General features: G+C 59.6%; 18 protein-coding genes. 3 read left to right on the forward strand and 15 right to left on the reverse strand.

Translation table 11 applies throughout. The annotated features are described in order from the left end of the window. Positions 1-58: 58 nt before the first annotated feature. Positions 59-397, forward strand: a complete 339-nt coding sequence (locus B723_RS01970; protein ID WP_017341091.1) for a histidine triad nucleotide-binding protein — start codon at positions 59-61, stop codon at positions 395-397. A 258-nt stretch (positions 398-655) separates the two neighbouring features. Continuing rightward, positions 656-1,303, forward strand: a complete 648-nt coding sequence (coq7, locus tag B723_RS01975) for a 2-polyprenyl-3-methyl-6-methoxy-1,4-benzoquinone monooxygenase (protein WP_017341092.1) — start codon at positions 656-658, stop codon at positions 1,301-1,303. Between the two features lie 100 nt (positions 1,304-1,403). Here coq7 and speD read toward each other — a convergent pair whose 3' ends face one another. Beyond that, positions 1,404-2,198 carry an adenosylmethionine decarboxylase gene (speD, locus tag B723_RS01980; protein ID WP_017341093.1) on the reverse strand — a complete coding sequence of 265 codons (795 nt, stop codon included), beginning with the start codon at positions 2,196-2,198 and terminating at the stop codon, positions 1,404-1,406. Between the two features lie 239 nt (positions 2,199-2,437). Next, entirely contained in the window at positions 2,438-2,860 is a 423-nt protein-coding gene (locus B723_RS01985) for an OsmC family protein (protein WP_007941657.1), read from the reverse strand. A 230-nt stretch (positions 2,861-3,090) separates the two neighbouring features. Between B723_RS01985 and crp the strand changes: the two genes are divergently transcribed. Next, positions 3,091-3,735 carry a cAMP-activated global transcriptional regulator CRP gene (gene crp, locus B723_RS01990; RefSeq protein WP_017341094.1) on the forward strand — a complete coding sequence of 215 codons (645 nt, stop codon included), beginning with the start codon at positions 3,091-3,093 and terminating at the stop codon, positions 3,733-3,735. Here crp and B723_RS01995 read toward each other — a convergent pair. From B723_RS01995 to B723_RS02055, 13 genes are all read right to left on the reverse strand, one after another. Beyond that, the gene (locus B723_RS01995) at positions 3,732-4,433 is read right to left on the reverse strand and encodes a lipoate--protein ligase family protein (protein WP_017341095.1); all 702 of its coding nucleotides are present in this window, start codon (positions 4,431-4,433) and stop codon (positions 3,732-3,734) included. The two genes, crp and B723_RS01995, sit on opposite strands and share 4 nt — an antisense overlap. Before the next feature lie 155 nt (positions 4,434-4,588). Further along, the gene (trpC, locus tag B723_RS02000) at positions 4,589-5,425 is read right to left on the reverse strand and encodes an indole-3-glycerol phosphate synthase TrpC (protein ID WP_017341096.1); all 837 of its coding nucleotides are present in this window, start codon (positions 5,423-5,425) and stop codon (positions 4,589-4,591) included. Next, complete coding sequence (trpD, locus tag B723_RS02005; RefSeq protein ID WP_017341097.1) at positions 5,422-6,471, reverse strand: anthranilate phosphoribosyltransferase; 1,050 nt, start codon at positions 6,469-6,471, stop codon at positions 5,422-5,424. Before trpD ends, trpC begins: the two co-directional genes overlap by 4 nt. A 9-nt stretch (positions 6,472-6,480) precedes the next feature. Further along, complete coding sequence (locus B723_RS02010; protein WP_017341098.1) at positions 6,481-7,074, reverse strand: aminodeoxychorismate/anthranilate synthase component II; 594 nt, start codon at positions 7,072-7,074, stop codon at positions 6,481-6,483. A 114-nt stretch (positions 7,075-7,188) separates the two neighbouring features. Then, on the reverse strand, positions 7,189-8,670 hold the full coding sequence (gene trpE, locus B723_RS02015; RefSeq protein WP_017341099.1) for an anthranilate synthase component I: 1,482 nt from the start codon (positions 8,668-8,670) through the stop codon (positions 7,189-7,191). A 71-nt stretch (positions 8,671-8,741) separates the two neighbouring features. Continuing rightward, positions 8,742-9,560: a phosphoglycolate phosphatase gene (locus B723_RS02020; protein WP_017341100.1), complete on the reverse strand. Its 819-nt coding sequence runs from the start codon at positions 9,558-9,560 to the stop codon at positions 8,742-8,744. Beyond that, positions 9,557-10,231 carry a ribulose-phosphate 3-epimerase gene (gene rpe / locus B723_RS02025; RefSeq protein WP_008035979.1) on the reverse strand — a complete coding sequence of 225 codons (675 nt, stop codon included), beginning with the start codon at positions 10,229-10,231 and terminating at the stop codon, positions 9,557-9,559. Before rpe ends, B723_RS02020 begins: the two co-directional genes overlap by 4 nt. Positions 10,232-10,310: 79 nt before the next feature. Beyond that, positions 10,311-11,459, reverse strand: coding sequence for an iron-containing alcohol dehydrogenase (locus B723_RS02030; protein ID WP_017341101.1), 1,149 nt, complete (start codon positions 11,457-11,459; stop codon positions 10,311-10,313). 219 nt (positions 11,460-11,678) lie between these two features. Beyond that, positions 11,679-12,503 carry an ABC transporter permease gene (locus tag B723_RS02035; RefSeq protein WP_017341102.1) on the reverse strand — a complete coding sequence of 275 codons (825 nt, stop codon included), beginning with the start codon at positions 12,501-12,503 and terminating at the stop codon, positions 11,679-11,681. A gap of 12 nt (positions 12,504-12,515) precedes the next feature. After that, positions 12,516-13,763, reverse strand: a complete 1,248-nt coding sequence (locus B723_RS02040; protein WP_017341103.1) for an ABC transporter permease — start codon at positions 13,761-13,763, stop codon at positions 12,516-12,518. Positions 13,764-13,959: 196 nt separating this feature from the next. Beyond that, complete coding sequence (locus B723_RS02045) at positions 13,960-15,003, reverse strand: ABC transporter substrate-binding protein (RefSeq protein ID WP_017341104.1); 1,044 nt, start codon at positions 15,001-15,003, stop codon at positions 13,960-13,962. A 44-nt stretch (positions 15,004-15,047) separates the two neighbouring features. After that, entirely contained in the window at positions 15,048-16,172 is a 1,125-nt protein-coding gene (locus tag B723_RS02050) for an ABC transporter ATP-binding protein (RefSeq protein WP_017341105.1), read from the reverse strand. A 280-nt stretch (positions 16,173-16,452) separates the two neighbouring features. Next, positions 16,453-17,082, reverse strand: a complete 630-nt coding sequence (locus B723_RS02055) for a response regulator (RefSeq protein ID WP_017341106.1) — start codon at positions 17,080-17,082, stop codon at positions 16,453-16,455. Positions 17,083-17,154 lie beyond the last annotated feature (72 nt).

Raw genomic sequence — 17,154 nt, forward strand, 5'->3', positions numbered from 1 at the left:
GGCGCGGGGATCACCCATGAGTACACTCAGGCCAGACCAAATAACGGAGAAAACAGCTGTGGATACTCTGTTCACCAAGATCATCAACCGGGAAATCCCGGCGAAGATCATTTACGAGGACGACCAGGTACTGGCCTTCCACGACATCGCCCCACAGGCACCGGTGCATTTTCTGGTGATCCCGAAGAAACCGGTGCGCACCCTCAACGACCTCACCGAGGACGACAAGGCATTGGCCGGGCATATCCTGTTCACTGCCCAGCGCCTGGCAAAGGAACTGGGTTGCGAGAAAGGTTTTCGCGTTGTCATGAACTGCAATGAAGAAGGCGGACAGACTGTTTACCACATTCATATGCACGTACTGGGTCAACGCCAGATGCATTGGCCGCCGGGTTGATTGCAGCTCTGCGGGTGTTTGTGGTGAGGGAGCTTTTGCTCCCGCGGGGCTGCGTAGCGGCCCTGAAACCTGAGCCCCCGACTTATCAGGAAAAACAAATCAGCCTTCATTGCGACTGCTTCGCAGTCGGACGGGAGCAAGTTCTCTCGCCACAGAAACCTGTCCCGCCACGCCCTTCATCCCGGCTCATGACCCAGCGCAAACCTTCCCTGGCCGATTGGGGTAAACTGGCCGCCGAGATTCTTCCCGGAGGTCAGCATGACTACCCAACGTCACTACTCGCCGATTGACCGTCTTCTGCTGCAAGCCGATGCTGCGATGCGTACCCTGCTGCCCTTCAGTGGCCAGCCGTACCGTCCGTCTCCCGCGATCGTGCAGCCGGAAACGCAAATGAGCGACGAAGACACCCGGCACGTTGCCGGTTTGATGCGTATCAACCACACCGGCGAAGTCTGCGCCCAGGCGCTGTATCAGGGTCAGGCCCTGACCGCCAAGTTGCCGCAGGTGCGCGCGGCCATGGAACATGCCGCTGAAGAAGAAATTGACCACCTGGTCTGGTGCGAGCAACGCATCAAGCAGTTGGGCAGCCACACCAGCATTCTCAATCCGCTGTTCTATGGCATGTCATTCGGGATTGGTGCGGTAGCCGGGTTGATCAGCGACAAGGTCAGCCTGGGGTTCGTTGCGGCAACGGAGCATCAGGTGTGCAAGCATTTGAATGAACATCTTGAGCAGTTGCCGGCCGAGGACGAAAAGTCCCGGGCGATACTTGAGCAAATGCGGATTGATGAAGAGCACCATGCCGAAAGTGCGTTGGAGGCTGGGGGCTTTCGTTTTCCGGCGCCGGTGAAGTTCGGGATGAGCTTGATGGCCAAGGTGATGACCAAGAGTACTTATCGGATCTGATTTCAGATTTTTTGTAGGCGCAAGCTTGCTGCTCCTACAGGGGCAAGACACAAAAAAGGCGACTGCCGTGAGGTAGTCGCCTTTTTTTGTGTTCAAAGTCTTAGGTCGGCATGTTGCGCGCGTAGAAGATTTCGAGCATTTCGTGTTTCACACGGTCGGTCACTTGAGCACGCTGCTCAGGGGACAGGCTGTTGGTCGCATCACCGAACAGGTAGTTATCCAGTTCGAAGTTCTTCAACAGCATTTTGGTGTGGAACAGGTTTTCCTGGTACACGTTCACGTCGGTCATCTGGTACGCGTCGCGGGTGTCGTCGGAGAGGTAGTTCTGAATCGAGTTGATCTCGTGATCGATGAAGTGCTTGTTGCCTTCGACGTCACGGGTGAAACCGCGCACACGATAATCCACGGTCACAATGTCCGAATCGAACTGGTGAATCAGGAAGTTGAGCGCTTTGAGCGGTGAAATGACGCCACAGGTCGACACGTCAATGTCCACACGGAAGGTCGCAATGCCGTCGTCCGGATGGATTTCCGGGTAGGTGTGCACCGTGATGTGGCTCTTGTCGAGGTGGGCCAGGATAATCTCGGGCAACGGGCCCGGGGATTCTTCGATCTGGCTGTCGGTCGGGGTCACCGGCTCTTCAGAGATCAGAATCGTGACGCTGGCGCCTTGCGGATCGTAGTCCTGACTGGCGATGTTCAGGATGTTGGCACCAATGATATCGACAACTTCCGTGAGGATCTGCGTCAGGCGTTTCGCGTTGTACTCTTCATTGATGTACTCGACGTAAGCCTGCTGGTCTTGCGGGGTTTCCGCGTAGCAGATGTCATAGATGTTGAAGCTCAAGGTCTTTGTCAGGTTATTGAACCCGTGGAGCTTGAGTTTGCTTTTCACCGTTAAAAACTCTCTATGTATTGCGGCCCGGGCCGCGTGATCAAGCATGCCCGTCAGATGCGAACGACGCACCTGCGTAGGACGGTTAACACCTCTTCGCGATGGCGATTTTGGTTGTCTGTTTGGGCGAGCGGCCGGTCGGCTGACGGACCACTACCCTGAAAAAAGTGGCGCATTATGCAGACGTCAGCTTGGGATCGCCAGAGTCTGCACTGCTTTTATGATAGTTGAATGTCGATTCAACCGAGTTCGATGATTTCGTAGTCGTGGGTAATCGCAACACCGGCCGCGCCGAGCATGATCGACGCCGAGCAATACTTCTCGGCAGACAACTCGATGGCGCGTTTGACCTGGGCTTCTTTCAGCCCGCGGCCCTTGACCACGAAATGCATGTGGATCTTGGTGAAGACCTTCGGGTCCTCGGTCGCACGCTCGGCTTCGAGGAAGGCTTCGCAGCTTTCGACGGCCTGACGGGACTTCTTGAGAATGCTGACCACATCGAAATTGCTGCAACCGCCGACACCCAGCAGGAGCATTTCCATCGGCCGGACACCCAGGTTACGACCACCGGCATCGGGCGGACCGTCCATGACCACGACATGACCGCTGCCGGATTCGCCGAGGAACATGGCTTCGCCAGCCCATTGGATGCGTGCCTTCATCACCAAGACTCCACTGTCTAAAAAAGGGTCGCCAGCTTAGCACAGGGCCTTGGATTGACAGCGCTCGCCGTCCTAAGACATAACCACCGGCTTTGTAGGTAAATTCTCGAATATTGCAGGAAGTGTCTGGTAAGCTGGCGCCAATTCGCTGGCGCATAGCCAGCTTCGCTCCGACCTCAGTGCCTCATAAAAAAACCAAACACACCGTGCAGTCTTTTCGGGATACAACCATGGTTGCTATTGCCCCTACACCCAAAATCAAGAACGTCGACAAGCTGTTGATGCATTGCCAGCGCCGTCGTTATGCGGCCAAGAGCAACATCATTTGCGCCGGTGATCGCTCGGAGACGCTGTTCTTCATCATCAAAGGCTCGGTCACCATTCTGATCGAGGATGACGACGGCCGTGAAATGATCATCGCCTACCTGAACGCCGGGGACTTTTTCGGGGAGCTGGGTCTGTTTGAACAGGCCGGCCTGGAACAGGAGCGCAGCGCCTGGGTGCGCGCCAAGATCGAGTGCGAAGTCGCGGAAATCAGCTACGCGAAATTTCGCGAGTTGTCCCAGCAGGATCCAGACATTCTTTACGTACTCAGCGGACAAATCGCACAGCGCCTGCGCAACACCACACGCAAAGTCGGCGACCTCGCATTTTTCGACGTGACTGGCCGCGTTGCCCGTTGCCTGCTGGAATTGTGCAAACAGCCCGATGCGATGACCCACCCTGATGGCATGCAGATCAAGGTGACTCGTCAGGAAATCGGGCGGATTGTCGGGTGTTCCCGGGAGATGGTCGGTCGCGTGCTCAAGGACCTGGAAGAGCGCAACCTGGTCGACGTCAAAGGCAAGACCATGGTGGTCTTCGGTACGCGCTAAACCTTGAACATGTCTGCCAGCAACTGGCGATAGAGCGCATCGAGACGCTCCAATGCATCGGGCGCCGCAAACTTTTCATGCAAGGCGATGTGGCTCTCGGCACGAACCCGCTGTTCCAGACCGCACGCCTCGTTGAAGCGATTGACCGCCGCGACCATCGATTCGCGCTCGTTATCCAGCAACAAGGCGCCGTGCACCAACCCGACCGGTCGTGAACCACCCTTGCTCTGGCGCCAGCGCTGTGCGGTGCCGACCATCTTGCGTCCGTCGAGATTGACGTTGAAACGGCCATCGCAAAACGCGCCGTCCACTTCGCCCAACGACGAAACGCCGCCCAGTTCATCCAGCAACTGACAGATCGGGTCGCAGAGTCGGCGATAGGCGCTTTCGATACGATTCTGGTCGCCCTCGCTGCGTGGCGGCGCGTAGACCAGCGCGATATTGATGGTTGATGCCGATTGCGGCACTGGCTCGCCGCCGGTTTCGCGCAACAGTACTGGCCAGCCTGCAGCGGCAGATACCTCGCAGGCGGCTTCGAAGTTGGGCAGACGATTCAAGCGACGTGGCATGACCAGCGCTTTGTCACTTGGCTGCCAGAACAGCAGACCGAATTCCGAGTCGCCGGTGCAGACTGAGGCCAATAGATCCTGTTCGGCCAGGAGACCAGCCTCGACAGTCAGTGAAGTCGGTTTGAACATGAACAACTCCTTAAGACATGAAGTCGTGAGGAATTGGAGCTCCCTTCGCGAGCAAGCCCGCTCTCACATTAGATCGGCGTTGTCTGTACCAGCGCGGTCTGATGTGGGGGGCGGGCTTGCTCGCGAAAGGGGCGCCGCGGCTTGTCTATCTGTACTCAGTCGAGTGTAGAACCACTCACCGCCGTACCACGCTCCGGGAAGAACAGACGCTGCAGCTCGGTGCCCGGGCTTTCGGCGCGCATGAACGCTTCGCCCACCAGGAACGCATACACGTCGCTGATTTCCATCAGTTCGACATCGGCCCGATTGAGGATGCCGCTCTCAGTGATCACCAAACGATCGCGCGGAATCCGCGGCAACAGGTCCAGGGTGGTTTCGAGGCTGACGTCGAAGGTGTGCAGGTTGCGGTTGTTCACGCCGACCAGCGGCGTGTCGAGGGTTTTCAAGGCCCGCTCCAGCTCGTCGCCATCGTGGACTTCCACCAGCACATCGAGGCCGACGCTTTTCGCCACCGCCGCCAGCTCGGCCATCTTCACGTCGTCCAGCGCGGAAACGATCAACAGCACGCAGTCAGCGCCCAATGCACGGGCTTCGACGATCTGGTACGGATCGATCATGAAATCCTTGCGGATCACCGGCAGTTTGCACGCCGCCCGGGCCTGCTGCAGATACGCATCGGCGCCCTGGAAATAATCGATATCGGTGAGTACCGAGAGGCAGGTTGCGCCGCCCTTCTCGTAGCTTTTGGCGATGTCGGCAGGAACGAAGTTCTCGCGAATAACGCCTTTGCTTGGCGAAGCTTTCTTGATTTCAGCAATGACCGCCGGCTGTTTCAGCTTGGCCTGCGCGATCAATGCCTTGGCAAAACCACGGGGTGCATCGGCCGCCTTGGCCAGACTTTCCAGCTCCGCCAGACTCACGCGAGCGCTACGCTCGGCGACTTCCTGGACTTTGCGCGCCAGAATGTTTTCCAGAACCGTCGGTACACTCATCCCTCATTCTCCACTTTGAATACCGCGGTAAATGCACCCAACTCCTCAAGTTTTTCCCGGGCGAGGCCTGTGTGCAGCGCATCGTGCGCCAGGGCAACGCCTTCTTTCAAACTGCTTGCCAGGTCAGCGGCGTATAGCGCGGCACCGGCATTGAGCACGATCATCTCGGCAGCCTTCTGACCGCTCTCGGTCTTGCGTTTGCCGAGGGCATCGCGAATCAGCTCGAGCGAAGCGGCCGGGCTTTCCACCGCCAGGCCGTGCAGGCTCTGACTCTTCATGCCCAAATCTTCGGGTTCGACCCAATACTCGGTGATCTGGTCATTCTTCAATTCCGCCACGTAGGTCGGCGCGGCCAGGCTGAACTCGTCCAGGCCATCCTTCGAGTGCACCACCAACACGTGCTTGCTGCCCAAACGCTGCAAGACTTCAGCCAACGGCCGGCACAGCGCCTGGCTGAACACGCCCACCACCTGATGTTTCACGCCGGCCGGATTCGTAAGCGGGCCAAGCATGTTGAACAGGGTACGCAAACCAAGGTCCTTGCGCGGACCGGCGGCGTACTTCATGGCACTGTGATGAGTCTGGGCAAACATGAAGCCGATGCCGACGTTGTCGATGCAGCGCGCTACCTGAACCGGGGTCAGGTTCAGGTAGATGCCCGCTGCTTCCAGCAGATCGGCGCTGCCGCTTTTGCCCGACACCGCACGGTTACCGTGCTTGGCCACGGTGCAACCGGCCGCGGCCACCACGAAGGAAGACGCCGTCGAGACGTTGAAAATGTTGGCCCCGTCACCGCCGGTGCCGACCACATCGACGACGCCGTCGAGGGTCTTGAGGTCGACCTTGTCCGCCAGCTCGCGCATGACCGACACGGCGCCGACGATCTCGTCGATGCTTTCGCTCTTCATGCGCATGGCCATCATGAACGCGCCGATCTGCGCATCCGAGCACTGCCCGGTCATGATTTCGCGCATCACATCGCGCATCTCTTCGGTGCTGAGGTCGAGGTGATCGACGATTCGGCTCAGGGCTGTCTTGATATTCATGGGAAGTCCTTAGCGCGTGCCGCCGGTTTGTTTGAGGAAGTTGGCGAACAGCTCGTGGCCCTGCTCAGTCAGGATAGACTCAGGGTGGAACTGCACACCTTCGATGTTCAACGTCTTGTGACGCAGGCCCATGATTTCGTCGACCGAGCCGTCTTCAAGCTGGGTCCAGGCGGTCAGTTCCAGACAATCCGGCAGGGTTTCGCGCTTGACGATCAACGAGTGATAGCGCGTAACCGTCAGCGGATGATTCAGGCCTTCGAACACACCTTTGTCTTCGTGGAAAACCGGGCTGGTCTTGCCGTGCATCACCTGACGGGCGCGGACTACGTCGCCACCAAACGCCTGGCCGATGGACTGATGGCCGAGGCACACACCCAGAATCGGCAATTTGCCGCCAAAATGCTTGATCACGTCAATCGAGACACCGGCTTCGGTCGGCGTGCAAGGACCCGGTGAAACCACGATCCGCTCAGGATTGAGGGCTTCGATTTCGGCAATGGTGAGTTCATCGTTGCGCACGACTTTGACCTCGGAGCCGAGCTCGCCCAGGTACTGCACAACGTTGTAAGTAAAAGAGTCGTAGTTATCGATCATCAGCAACATGGCTTGAGAACCTCTTGAATTCACTGACTATAAAGACTGCCTTCGAATGAGTGACCCGCAGCGTCCAGCGCTTTGTCAGGCAAAGCGGCATGGCATACGGGGCACGTTCATGGGTCAGCTTTCCGGGGTTTGTTCAGCCAGGGCGACTGCACGGAACATTGCACGGCGCTTGTTCAGGGTTTCTTCCCATTCCAGCGCCGGCACCGAGTCGGCGACGATGCCGCCACCGGCCTGCACGTGCAGTTCGCCGTTCTTGATCACCGCGGTGCGAATGGCAATCGCGGTGTCCATGTTGCCGTTCCAGGCGAAGTAACCGACCGCGCCGCCGTAGACGCCACGCTTGACCGGTTCCAGTTCGTCGATGATTTCCATCGCGCGAATCTTCGGCGCGCCGGACAAGGTGCCCGCCGGCAGGATTGCCCGCAATGCGTCCATCGCCGTCAGCCCGGCCTTCAGTTGGCCAGTGACGTTGGACACGATGTGCATCACGTTGGAATAACGCTCGATGACCATTTTCTCGGTGAGTTTCACAGAACCGATTTCCGAGACGCGACCGGTGTCGTTACGACCCAGGTCGATCAGCATCAAGTGCTCGGCAATTTCCTTGTCGTCGGACAGCAGGTCTTTTTCCAGTGCAAGATCGGCTTCTTCGTTGGCCCCGCGCGGACGCGTGCCGGCGATCGGGCGCACGGTGATCAGGTTGTCCTCGACCCGCACCAGCACTTCCGGCGAACTGCCGACAACGTGGAAGTCGCCGAAGTTGAAGAAGTACATGTAAGGCGTCGGGTTGAAGCAGCGCAGCGCCCGGTACAAATCAATCGGCGCAGCCTTGAAGTCGATCGACATGCGCTGGGACGGCACGACCTGCATGCAGTCACCGGCCAGGATGTATTCCTTGATGGTGTCGACGGCTTTTTCGTAATCGTCCTGGGTGAAACTGGAGCGGAACACTGGATCAGCCGATTGCTGCTTGCTGAAATCCAGGCCGCGGCGTGGGGTGATCGGCTGGCGGAGTTTTTCCAGCAGCTCTTCCAGGCGCGCCTGACCTTGCTCGAAGGCATCGTCCTGCGACGGGTCGGCCAGGACAATCGCGTGCATCTTGCCGGCGAGGTTGTCGAACACCACCACCGCATCGGACACCATCAGCAGAATGTCCGGTACGCCCAGCGGATCCGGGTTCGGGCACTTGCCCAGACGCGTCTCCACATAACGCACGCAGTCGTAGCCGAAGTAACCCACCAGGCCACCGTTGAAGCGCGGCAGGCCGGCGATGGTCGGTACGTTGTAGCGGGCCTTGAACTCTTCAACGAAGGCCAGCGGATCTTCCGCCTCATGGCTTTCGATCTCGACGCCATCATGGGTCACGCTGACGTGATGGTCATGAACCCGCAGCACGGTGCGGCACGGCAGGCCGATGATCGAGTAACGGCCCCATTTCTCCCCGCCCTGCACCGATTCGAGCAGGTAGGAATTGGGTTCGTCAGCCAGTTTCAGGTAGATCGACAGCGGCGTGTCGAAGTCGGCCAGGGTTTCGCAGGCAAGCGGGATGCGGTTATAGCCAGCAGCGGCCAAACGCAGGAATTCTTCGCGGATCATGGGGTAGCCTCGTGGCTTGAGGTGCTAACAGTCAGGTATGCAAACGCGCCGGTAAACCGGCCAGGAACAAGTCAGGCGCGCCAACGCCAGCGGGCCAGGGCCTTGATGACTTTCATCCAGAGTTTGCGAGTGACCACCACGATGGCGTTTCCAGAAGGGGGTTGAACAGCGTCGGCCAACGTTATCTCAGCGGCCGGATCCAGGCAACCGGGAATTAGCTTGCGCAGGTCGTCGATGACCAGTGCCGGTGACTCTTCGGCAATCGGCCGGCCATGGTTGTAGCCGTAACTGAGCGCCACACATTTGACCCCCGCCGCTTTCGCCGCCAGCACATCGCTGCGCGAGTCACCGACGAACAACGATTGCGACGCCGGAATGTTGGCCATTTTCATCACGAAAAACAGCGCGGCCGGGTCGGGTTTCTTCTGCGGCAGGGTGTCGCCGCCGATGATCCATTTGAAATAGCGGCCGATCTTCATCTGATCCAGCAACGGCGCGACGAAGCGCTCCGGCTTGTTGGTGATCAGGGCCATTTCCACGCCTTGTTTGTTCAGCCACTTGAGGGTGTCACGCACGCCGGGGTAAACCACCGTCAGGTCGTGACCGTCCTCATAAAAGCCGTTGAACAATTCCAGGGCATGTTCGGCTTCGACCTCATCGACACCCTCGGCGTCGATGTGATTGGCCAGGGCCCGGCGCACCAGCATCTGCACGCCGTTACCGACCCAGTCACGCACCGATTCGATGCCGACAGGCCGACGCCCGAGATTGAGCAGCATGTTATCCACCGCCGCGGCGAGGTCTGGGACCGAATCGACCAGCGTGCCGTCCAGGTCGAACATCACCAGCCGTGGCAGACGCCCCGGGAACAGCTGCTCAAAGCCGCTCATGGGCGGGCCAGCGCCAGTTCGGAACGCATCTTCTCGATGACTTCCTGGTAGTTCGGCGCATTGAAGATCGCCGAGCCGGCCACGAAGGTGTCAGCGCCAGCCGCCGCGATTTCACGAATGTTGTTCACGTTCACGCCGCCGTCGATTTCCAGGCGGATGTCACGGCCCGAGGCATCGATCAATGCGCGAGCTTCGCGCAGTTTGTCGAGGGTGCCGGGGATGAATTTCTGCCCGCCGAAGCCCGGGTTGACGCTCATCAGCAGAATCATGTCGACCTTGTCCATCACGTACTTGAGCACGTCCAGCGGGGTCGCCGGGTTGAACACCAGGCCCGACTTGCAGCCGCCCTCGCGGATCAGTTGCAGGGAACGGTCGACGTGCTGCGTCGCCTCCGGGTGGAAGGTGATGTAGGTCGCGCCGGCTTCGATGAAGTCACCGACGATGCGGTCCACCGGGCTGACCATCAGGTGCGCGTCGATCGGCGCGGTCACGCCGTACTTGCGCAGTGCGGCGCAGACCATCGGGCCGATGGTCAGGTTCGGCACGTAGTGGTTGTCCATGACATCGAAGTGCACGAAGTCGGCGCCGGCGGCCAGAACGTTGTCCACTTCCTCCCCCAGGCGGGCGAAGTCGGCGGAGAGAATCGATGGAGCAATTACGAAGGGCTGCATGACGCACCTTTTCTGAGCAGAATCACGATGGCGCGCATTGTATACCTCATGCTTTGGCGCGCGCACCGTGACGCGATAATCAGTAAGCCGCGCGGTAGATCTTCTCGATATCAATCGCGCTCAATTTGCGCGGATTATTGCGCATCAGCCGCTCGATCCCCGCCGCTTCCACGGCCATGGCCGGGATCGCATCCTCGGGGACGCCGAAACTGCGCAGGCCCGGCGGGATTTCCACGGCGGCGCACAATGCGGTCATCGCCTCGACGGCTTTGTCCGCGGCGTCATTGGCGCTCAGATGAGCGGTCTTCACCCCCATGGCTTCGGCAATATCCTGCATGCGCTCGACGCAGGCCATTTTGTTCCAGGTCATGACATACGGCAGCAACAAGGCGTTACTGACACCGTGGGCGATGTTGAAACGACCGCCCAGCGGATACGCCAGCGCATGCACCGCGCCGACGCCGGCATTGCCGAATGCCATCCCCGCCATCAGGCTGGCGGTGGCCATGTCCTCGCGCGCCTGCAGATTGGAGGGGTTCGCGTAGGCCTTGGGTAACGCTTTGGTGATCAACTTGATCGCGCCGATGGCCAGTGCGTCGGTAATGGCTGAAGCATTGAGGGACAAATAAGACTCGATGGCGTGCACCAGCGCGTCGACGCCACTGGCGGCGGTGACGCTGCGCGGGCATGTCAGGGTCATTTGCGGGCTGACCAGCGCCACATCCGGCAACAGATAGTCGCTGACGATGCCTTTTTTCAGCTGAGCGACCTTGTCGAAAAGGATCGCGACGTTGGTCACTTCCGAGCCGGTGCCGGCGGTAGTCGGGATGGCGATCAGCGGTGGGCCTTTGCGTGGCACCTGGTCGATGCCGAACAGATCTTCCAGCTCGCCGTGGTAACCGGCGTAGGCCGCGACGCTTTTGGCAATGTCGATCGCACTGCCGCCGCCCAGACCGATCAGCCCGTCATGCCCGCCTTCACGGTAAACGCGCATGCAGTCTTCGACGATGGCGATTTCCGGGTCCGGCAACACACGGTCGAAAATCTCGTAGCTCCGATCACCCAGCTGGGCCAGCGCCAGCGCGACCGTACCGGACTTGACGAGCGCGGCGTCGGTGACGATCAGCGGGTTGTCGATATCCAGGCGCGTGAGCTCGGCGGACAGTTGCTCGATGGCAGCCGCGCCGGTGATCAGTTTGTGGGCGATTTTGAAAGAGGAAAGACTCATCGTGCGCAGCCTCTTATAGATAGGGGAGCTGGGCACAATAGTAGCTGGGGATTGGGGTTTGTCTGCTATTCAGGTTGTGAATGCCCCAACATCCCGAAACACCTTGAATTCCTGTGGGAGCGAGCCTGCTCGCGATAGCGGAGTATCAGTCGACATCAATATTGAATGTCAGTCCGTCATCGCGAGCAGGCTCGCTCACACAGGAGATGGTGTGTGGGTTTAGACCTGGGCAGTGCGCAGTTTTTCGCTGCGGCCACGCAGCCATTCCAGGGTCAGCAGCAGGATCACCGAGAACGCAATCAGCAGCGTTGCCGCGGCGGCAATGGTCGGGCTGAGGTTTTCGCGGATACCGCTGAACATCTGCCGTGGCAAGGTTGCCTGCTCGGGACCGGCGAGAAACAGCGTCACCACCACCTCATCGAACGAGGTCGCAAAGGCAAACAGCGCGCCGGAGATCACGCCGGGCGCAATCAGCGGCAAGGTCACGCGACGGAACGCGGTCAGCGGCGACGCCCCCAGACTTGCGGCGGCCCGCACCAGGTTCTGGTTGAAACCCTGCAACGTCGCCGACACCGTGATAATCACGAACGGCACACCCAGCACCGCATGCACCACGATCAGCGAGAAGAAGCTGTTGCCCAGCCCCAGCGGTGCAAAGAACAAATAGCTGGCCACACCAATGATCACCACCGGCACCACCATCGGCGAAATCACCAGCGCCATCACCAGCGGCTTGCCCGGGAAGTCGCCGCGGGTCAGGCCAATCGCCGCCAGCGTACCGAAGATCATCGCCAGCACGGTCGCTGCCGGGGCGACGATGATGCTGTTCTTCAATGCGCGCATCCATTCCGCCGAGGTGAAGAAATCCTGATACCAGTGCAACGAGAATCCTTGCAGCGGGTACACCAGGAAACTGCCCGAGTTGAACGACAGCGGAATGATCACCAGCACCGGCAGAATCAGGAACAACAGAATCAAGCCGCAGAGAATCCGCAAGCTGTAGAACCACACCCGTTCGATGGGCGACATATAAGGACTCAGCATTTCATTCTCCCCTTAGCTCAGGCGCAGGCGACTGGCGCCCACCAGCCAGCTGTAAATCAGATAAAGCACCACGGTCGCCAACAGCAACAGCCCACCGAGCGCAGTCGCCATGCCCCAGTTGATGCTGGTGTTGGTGTAGAAGGCGACGAAATAGCTGACCATCTGATCGTTCGGGCTGCCCAGCAACGCCGGGGTGATGTAGTAGCCGATGGCGAGGATGAACACCAACAGGCAACCGGCACCGACACCCGCATAGGTCTGCGGGAAGTAGACCCGCCAGAAGCTGGCGAACGGGTGGCAGCCGAGGGAAATCGCGGCGCGCATGTAGGTCGGCGAGATGCCTTTCATGACGCTGTAGATCGGCAGAATCATGAACGGCAGCAGGATGTGCACCATCGAGATGTAGACCCCGGTGCGGTTGAACACCAGCTCCAGCGGTTTATCGATGATGCCCATGGCCATCAGGCCGCTATTGATCAAACCGCCTGATTGCAGCAACACGATCCACGCGGCAACCCGGACCAGGATCGAAGTCCAGAACGGCAGCAGCACCAAAATCATCAACAGGTTACTTTGGCGCGAAGGCAAGTTTGCCAGCAGGTAAGCCAATGGATAGGCGAGTACCAGGCAAATGGTGGTGATGATCAGGCCCATCCAGAAGGTCCGGGCGAAGATGTCGAGGTAGATCGCCTGATCGGGCGTGGCCGGGGCGATTTCGCCGAGGTCGTCGATGCGGTGATCGACCGCTGCCAGCAGGTAGTACGGCGTGATATTGCTGGTGTTGCGACGAACCGCTTGCCAGTAGGCCGGGTCGCCCCAGCGTTCGTCGAGACCTTCCAGCGCTTCTTTATAAGAGGCCGGTTCGGTGGCGAACGGCAAGGCGCGAGCGGTTTTGGTCAGCAGGCTGCGGTAGCCGGCCAACTCCATGTTCAACCGCTTGGACAGGTCGCCCAAGGTCTGATTCTTGCGCGCTTCAGCGAGGTCTTCGCTGGCCGCTTTGTACACCGGTTCAGCGGGCAGGCCGCGGCCGTCCCAACCGGCAATGGCCGCCACGGTGCGCGGCATGCCGCCGACCACTTCCGGGTTGCCCACGCTTTTGTAGAGCAGCGCCACGATCGGCACCAGGAACACCAGCAACAGAAACAGCACCAGCGGCGCGATCAAGGCCTGGGCCTTCCAGCGATTGATCCGCTCGGCGTGCTTGAGCCGCTGCTTCAAGGTGGGGTCAGTGCCCGCGTTCAGGGGAATGGCGGTGGCCATGGCGTACTCCGGAAATCTTTGATCATTCGTTGAAGTGGGAGCGAGCTGGTGTGGCGAGCGAGCTTGCTCGCGCTGGGCTGCGAAGCGGCCCCAAAATTCTGCTGAAAACGGCTAATTCTGTGAGTGCTGCGCACTCAAGCGGGAGCAAGCTCCCTCGCCACAAAAGCTCGCCCTCACAGGAGGGCGAGCCCTCTGCTTACTTCGCAGCCCAGGAATTGAAGCGCTGTTCCAGTTGCTCGCCGTTGTCAGCCCAGAAGCTGACGTCGATCTGCACCTGGTTGGCGATGTTTTCCGGAGTGGTAGGCATGTCTTTCAGGACATCCTTGGCCAGCAACGGAACAGCCTGGGTGTTGGCCGGGCCGTAGGCGATGTTTTCCGAATAGGTCTTCTGCTGCTGTGGTTGTACCGAGAACGCGATGAATTTCTTCGCCGCTTCAGCACGAGCCTTGTCCAGGCCTTTTGGAATCGCCCATGCGTCGAAGTCGTAGATACCGCCGTTCCACACGACTTTCAAATTGCTTTCTTTCTGTACCGCTGCAATCCGCCCGTTGTAGGCCGAGCTCATGACCACGTCACCGGAAGCGAGGTACTGCGGCGGTTGCGCGCCAGCTTCCCACCACTGAATGCTTGGTTTGAGCTCATCGAGCTTTTTGAACGCGCGGTCCTGACCGTCTTTGCCGGCCAGCACTTTGTAGACGTCCTTCGGCGCAACGCCGTCGGCCATCAGAGCAAATTCCAGGGTGTACTTGGCGCCTTTACGCAGGCCACGCTTGCCCGGGAATTTCTTGGTGTCCCAGAAATCCACCCAGCTGGTTGGTGCGCTTTTCAGCTTGTCGGCGTTGTAGGCCAACACGGTCGACCACACGAAGAAACCCACGCCGCAAGGCTGGATGGCGCCTTTGACGTAATCTTCGGTCTTGCCGAACAGCGCCGGGTCGAGTTGCTCGAACATGTCTTCGTCGCAACCACGGGACAATTCTGGCGATTCAACTTCCACCAGGTCCCAGGACACGCTCTTGGTGTCGACCATGGCTTTGACCTTGGCCATCTCGCCGTTGTACTCGCCGGCGACAATCTTGCCGTTACCCGCCGCTTCCCACGGTGCGTAGAAGGCTTTGACCTGCGCAGCCTTGTTCGCCCCGCCAAAGGACACCACGGTCAGGTCCGGGCCCGCCGCCATCGCGTGTGCCGCACCCATCATGCCCATGACCAGGGCGGTGAATTTCAGGGATCTCAACATTTATTGTTCTCTCCACGTGCAGGGTTGGTTGAAGCAGGGGGCGATCAGTTCGCCTCTAAAAGTGGGTCGAGCGCGCGAACGTGTTCGACTTGCCAGCCAAGCGGTACCACGTCGCCAACAGCGAGCGCGGGATCGAGCTCGGCAATCGGTTGTTTCACGAAGAAGTCGGTCTTGCCACAGACTTCCAGGCGAACCCGGACGTGGTCGCCCAGATAGATGAATTCCGCCACCCTCCCTGAGAAGCGGTTGACGCAGGACTCGCTCGAACCATTGAGGCTCACGCGTTCCGGACGAATCGACAGCGTGACGGGTTCGCCGGTCTTGCCGACGTTGACCGCCAGCGCTTCAACCTTTTCACCGCGACCGAGCTCGACCACGCAACGGTCGCCGGTCTGGCTGTGCAGACGGCCATTGAGACGGTTGTTCTCGCCGATGAAGTTGGCGACGAAGGTGTTCTTCGGTTCTTCGTAGAGGCTGCGTGGCGGGGCGATCTGCTGGATTTCGCCCTGATGGAACACGGCCACGCGGTCGGACATGGTCAACGCTTCGCCCTGATCGTGGGTCACGTAGACCACGGTCACGCCGAGGCGCTGGTGCAGGTGTTTGATTTCCATCTGCATGTGTTCGCGCAGTTGTTTGTCGAGTGCGCCGAGGGGTTCGTCCATCAACACCAGTTGCGGCTCGAACACCAGCGCACGGGCCAAAGCCACACGCTGTTGCTGACCGCCGGACAGTTGCGCCGGATAGCGCTGGGCGAAGGTGTCGAGCTGAACCATGCTCAGGACACGTTTGACCCGGTCACTGACATCGCTCTTGTTCAAGCCGCGCACGGTCAGCGGAAACGCGAGGTTCTCGGCGACGGTCATGTGCGGGAACAATGCGTAGTTCTGGAACACCATGCCGATGTCGCGCTTGTGCGGCGGCACGTTGTTGATGGCACGCCCGGCCAGGAGAATTTCGCCGGCGGTTGGCGTTTCGAAACCGGCGAGCATCATCAGGCTAGTGGTCTTGCCCGAGCCGGACGGCCCTAGCAAGGTGAGGAACTCGCCTTTGCGAATATCCAGGTTGAGGTCTTTGACGATCAGGTTCTCGCCGTCGTAGCTCTTCTGCACTCCACGAAAGCTGACCAGAATGTCGCTGGCCCCTGCGTTTGAATCGACCTGGCTCATACCCACACCTTTGTTGTTGATGACTGCTGTGGGCTAAGCCTAGTGGACGCTGGTGACCACGCAAATCGGGGCGCAGGAGAGAATCGCCTCAGCCGGATGGAAGGTTGGGGGTAGGGATTGCCCTACAAGGATGGCGGGGATGGATATGTCGATTCGGGATAGCGACAGGCGGTGAGCTGCAAACCGCAAGAACCGGTAAAAGCGGCGCTGGAGGCATGTCGCAAATGGACATGCCGACATAGTCCCTTCGACAGCTCCTGCGGGTGATCGCGAACAGTTTTCAGAGGAGCTTGTGCTCCATCGCGTACTTCACCAGTTCGGCCAAGGAGGTGATGTTGAGTTTCTGCATCAGCCGCGCCTTGTGGGTGCTGATGGTCTTGCTGCTCAAGGCCAGTTGCTGGGCGATTTCGTTGACGTTGGCGCCCTGGGCCAGGCGTTCGAACACCGAGAATTCACGCTCCGACAACAATGAATGCAGCGGCCGCGAATCGGTCAGGCCGACTTCGAAGACCATGCGGTCGGCCAGCTCCGGGTCGATGTAACGCCCGCCCGCCGCGACTTTGCGGATCGCCGTCAGCAGCAGCGCGGGGTCGCTGTCCTTGGTTGCGTAGCCTGCAGCACCGACCTTCAAGGCCCGCGCAGCCATTTGCGCCTCGTCGTGCATCGACAACACCAGGATTGCGGGCGGATTGTTCAACGCACGGATCCGTGGGATCGCTTCCAGACCATTGACCCCAGGCATGGAGATATCCAGCAACACCACTTCGCAGGGAACATGGCGCAAGGTCTCGAGCAACTGCTCGCCATTGCTCGCCTCCCCCACTACCAGCAAATCCTTGGCCAGGCCGATCAATTGTTTAATGCCTTCGCGAACGATGGTGTGGTCTTCGGCTACCAGTACACGGATCACTTGCCTCTCCTCAATAATTGCCTTGTCGCCAAAAGATCGCAGCCTTCGGCAGCTCCTACAGGGGTAGGCGCT

It is taken from the genome of Pseudomonas fluorescens NCIMB 11764, from assembly GCF_000293885.2.
GTDB lineage: Bacteria > Pseudomonadota > Gammaproteobacteria > Pseudomonadales > Pseudomonadaceae > Aquipseudomonas > Aquipseudomonas fluorescens_B.

Bases quoted from the DNA above. Each gene is read 5' to 3' on its own strand.
- B723_RS02010 (WP_017341098.1), bottom strand. From the start codon at position 7,074: ATGTTGCTGATGATCGATAACTACGACTCTTTTACTTACAACGTTGTG.
- B723_RS02045 (WP_017341104.1), bottom strand. From the start codon at position 15,003: ATGTTGAGATCCCTGAAATTCACCGCCCTGGTCATGGGCATGATGGGT.
- trpD (WP_017341097.1), bottom strand. From the start codon at position 6,471: ATGAATATCAAGACAGCCCTGAGCCGAATCGTCGATCACCTCGACCTC.
- B723_RS01985 (WP_007941657.1), bottom strand. From the start codon at position 2,860: ATGAAGGCACGCATCCAATGGGCTGGCGAAGCCATGTTCCTCGGCGAA.
- B723_RS02020 (WP_017341100.1), bottom strand. From the start codon at position 9,560: ATGAGCGGCTTTGAGCAGCTGTTCCCGGGGCGTCTGCCACGGCTGGTG.
- rpe (WP_008035979.1), bottom strand. From the start codon at position 10,231: ATGCAGCCCTTCGTAATTGCTCCATCGATTCTCTCCGCCGACTTCGCC.
- trpC (WP_017341096.1), bottom strand. From the start codon at position 5,425: ATGAGTGTACCGACGGTTCTGGAAAACATTCTGGCGCGCAAAGTCCAG.
- B723_RS02035 (WP_017341102.1), bottom strand. From the start codon at position 12,503: ATGCTGAGTCCTTATATGTCGCCCATCGAACGGGTGTGGTTCTACAGC.
- trpE (WP_017341099.1), bottom strand. From the start codon at position 8,670: ATGATCCGCGAAGAATTCCTGCGTTTGGCCGCTGCTGGCTATAACCGC.
- B723_RS02030 (WP_017341101.1), bottom strand. From the start codon at position 11,459: ATGAGTCTTTCCTCTTTCAAAATCGCCCACAAACTGATCACCGGCGCG.
- crp (WP_017341094.1), top strand. From the start codon at position 3,091: ATGGTTGCTATTGCCCCTACACCCAAAATCAAGAACGTCGACAAGCTG.
- B723_RS02040 (WP_017341103.1), bottom strand. From the start codon at position 13,763: ATGGCCACCGCCATTCCCCTGAACGCGGGCACTGACCCCACCTTGAAG.
- B723_RS02050 (WP_017341105.1), bottom strand. From the start codon at position 16,172: ATGAGCCAGGTCGATTCAAACGCAGGGGCCAGCGACATTCTGGTCAGC.
- coq7 (WP_017341092.1), top strand. From the start codon at position 656: ATGACTACCCAACGTCACTACTCGCCGATTGACCGTCTTCTGCTGCAA.
- B723_RS01995 (WP_017341095.1), bottom strand. From the start codon at position 4,433: ATGTTCAAACCGACTTCACTGACTGTCGAGGCTGGTCTCCTGGCCGAA.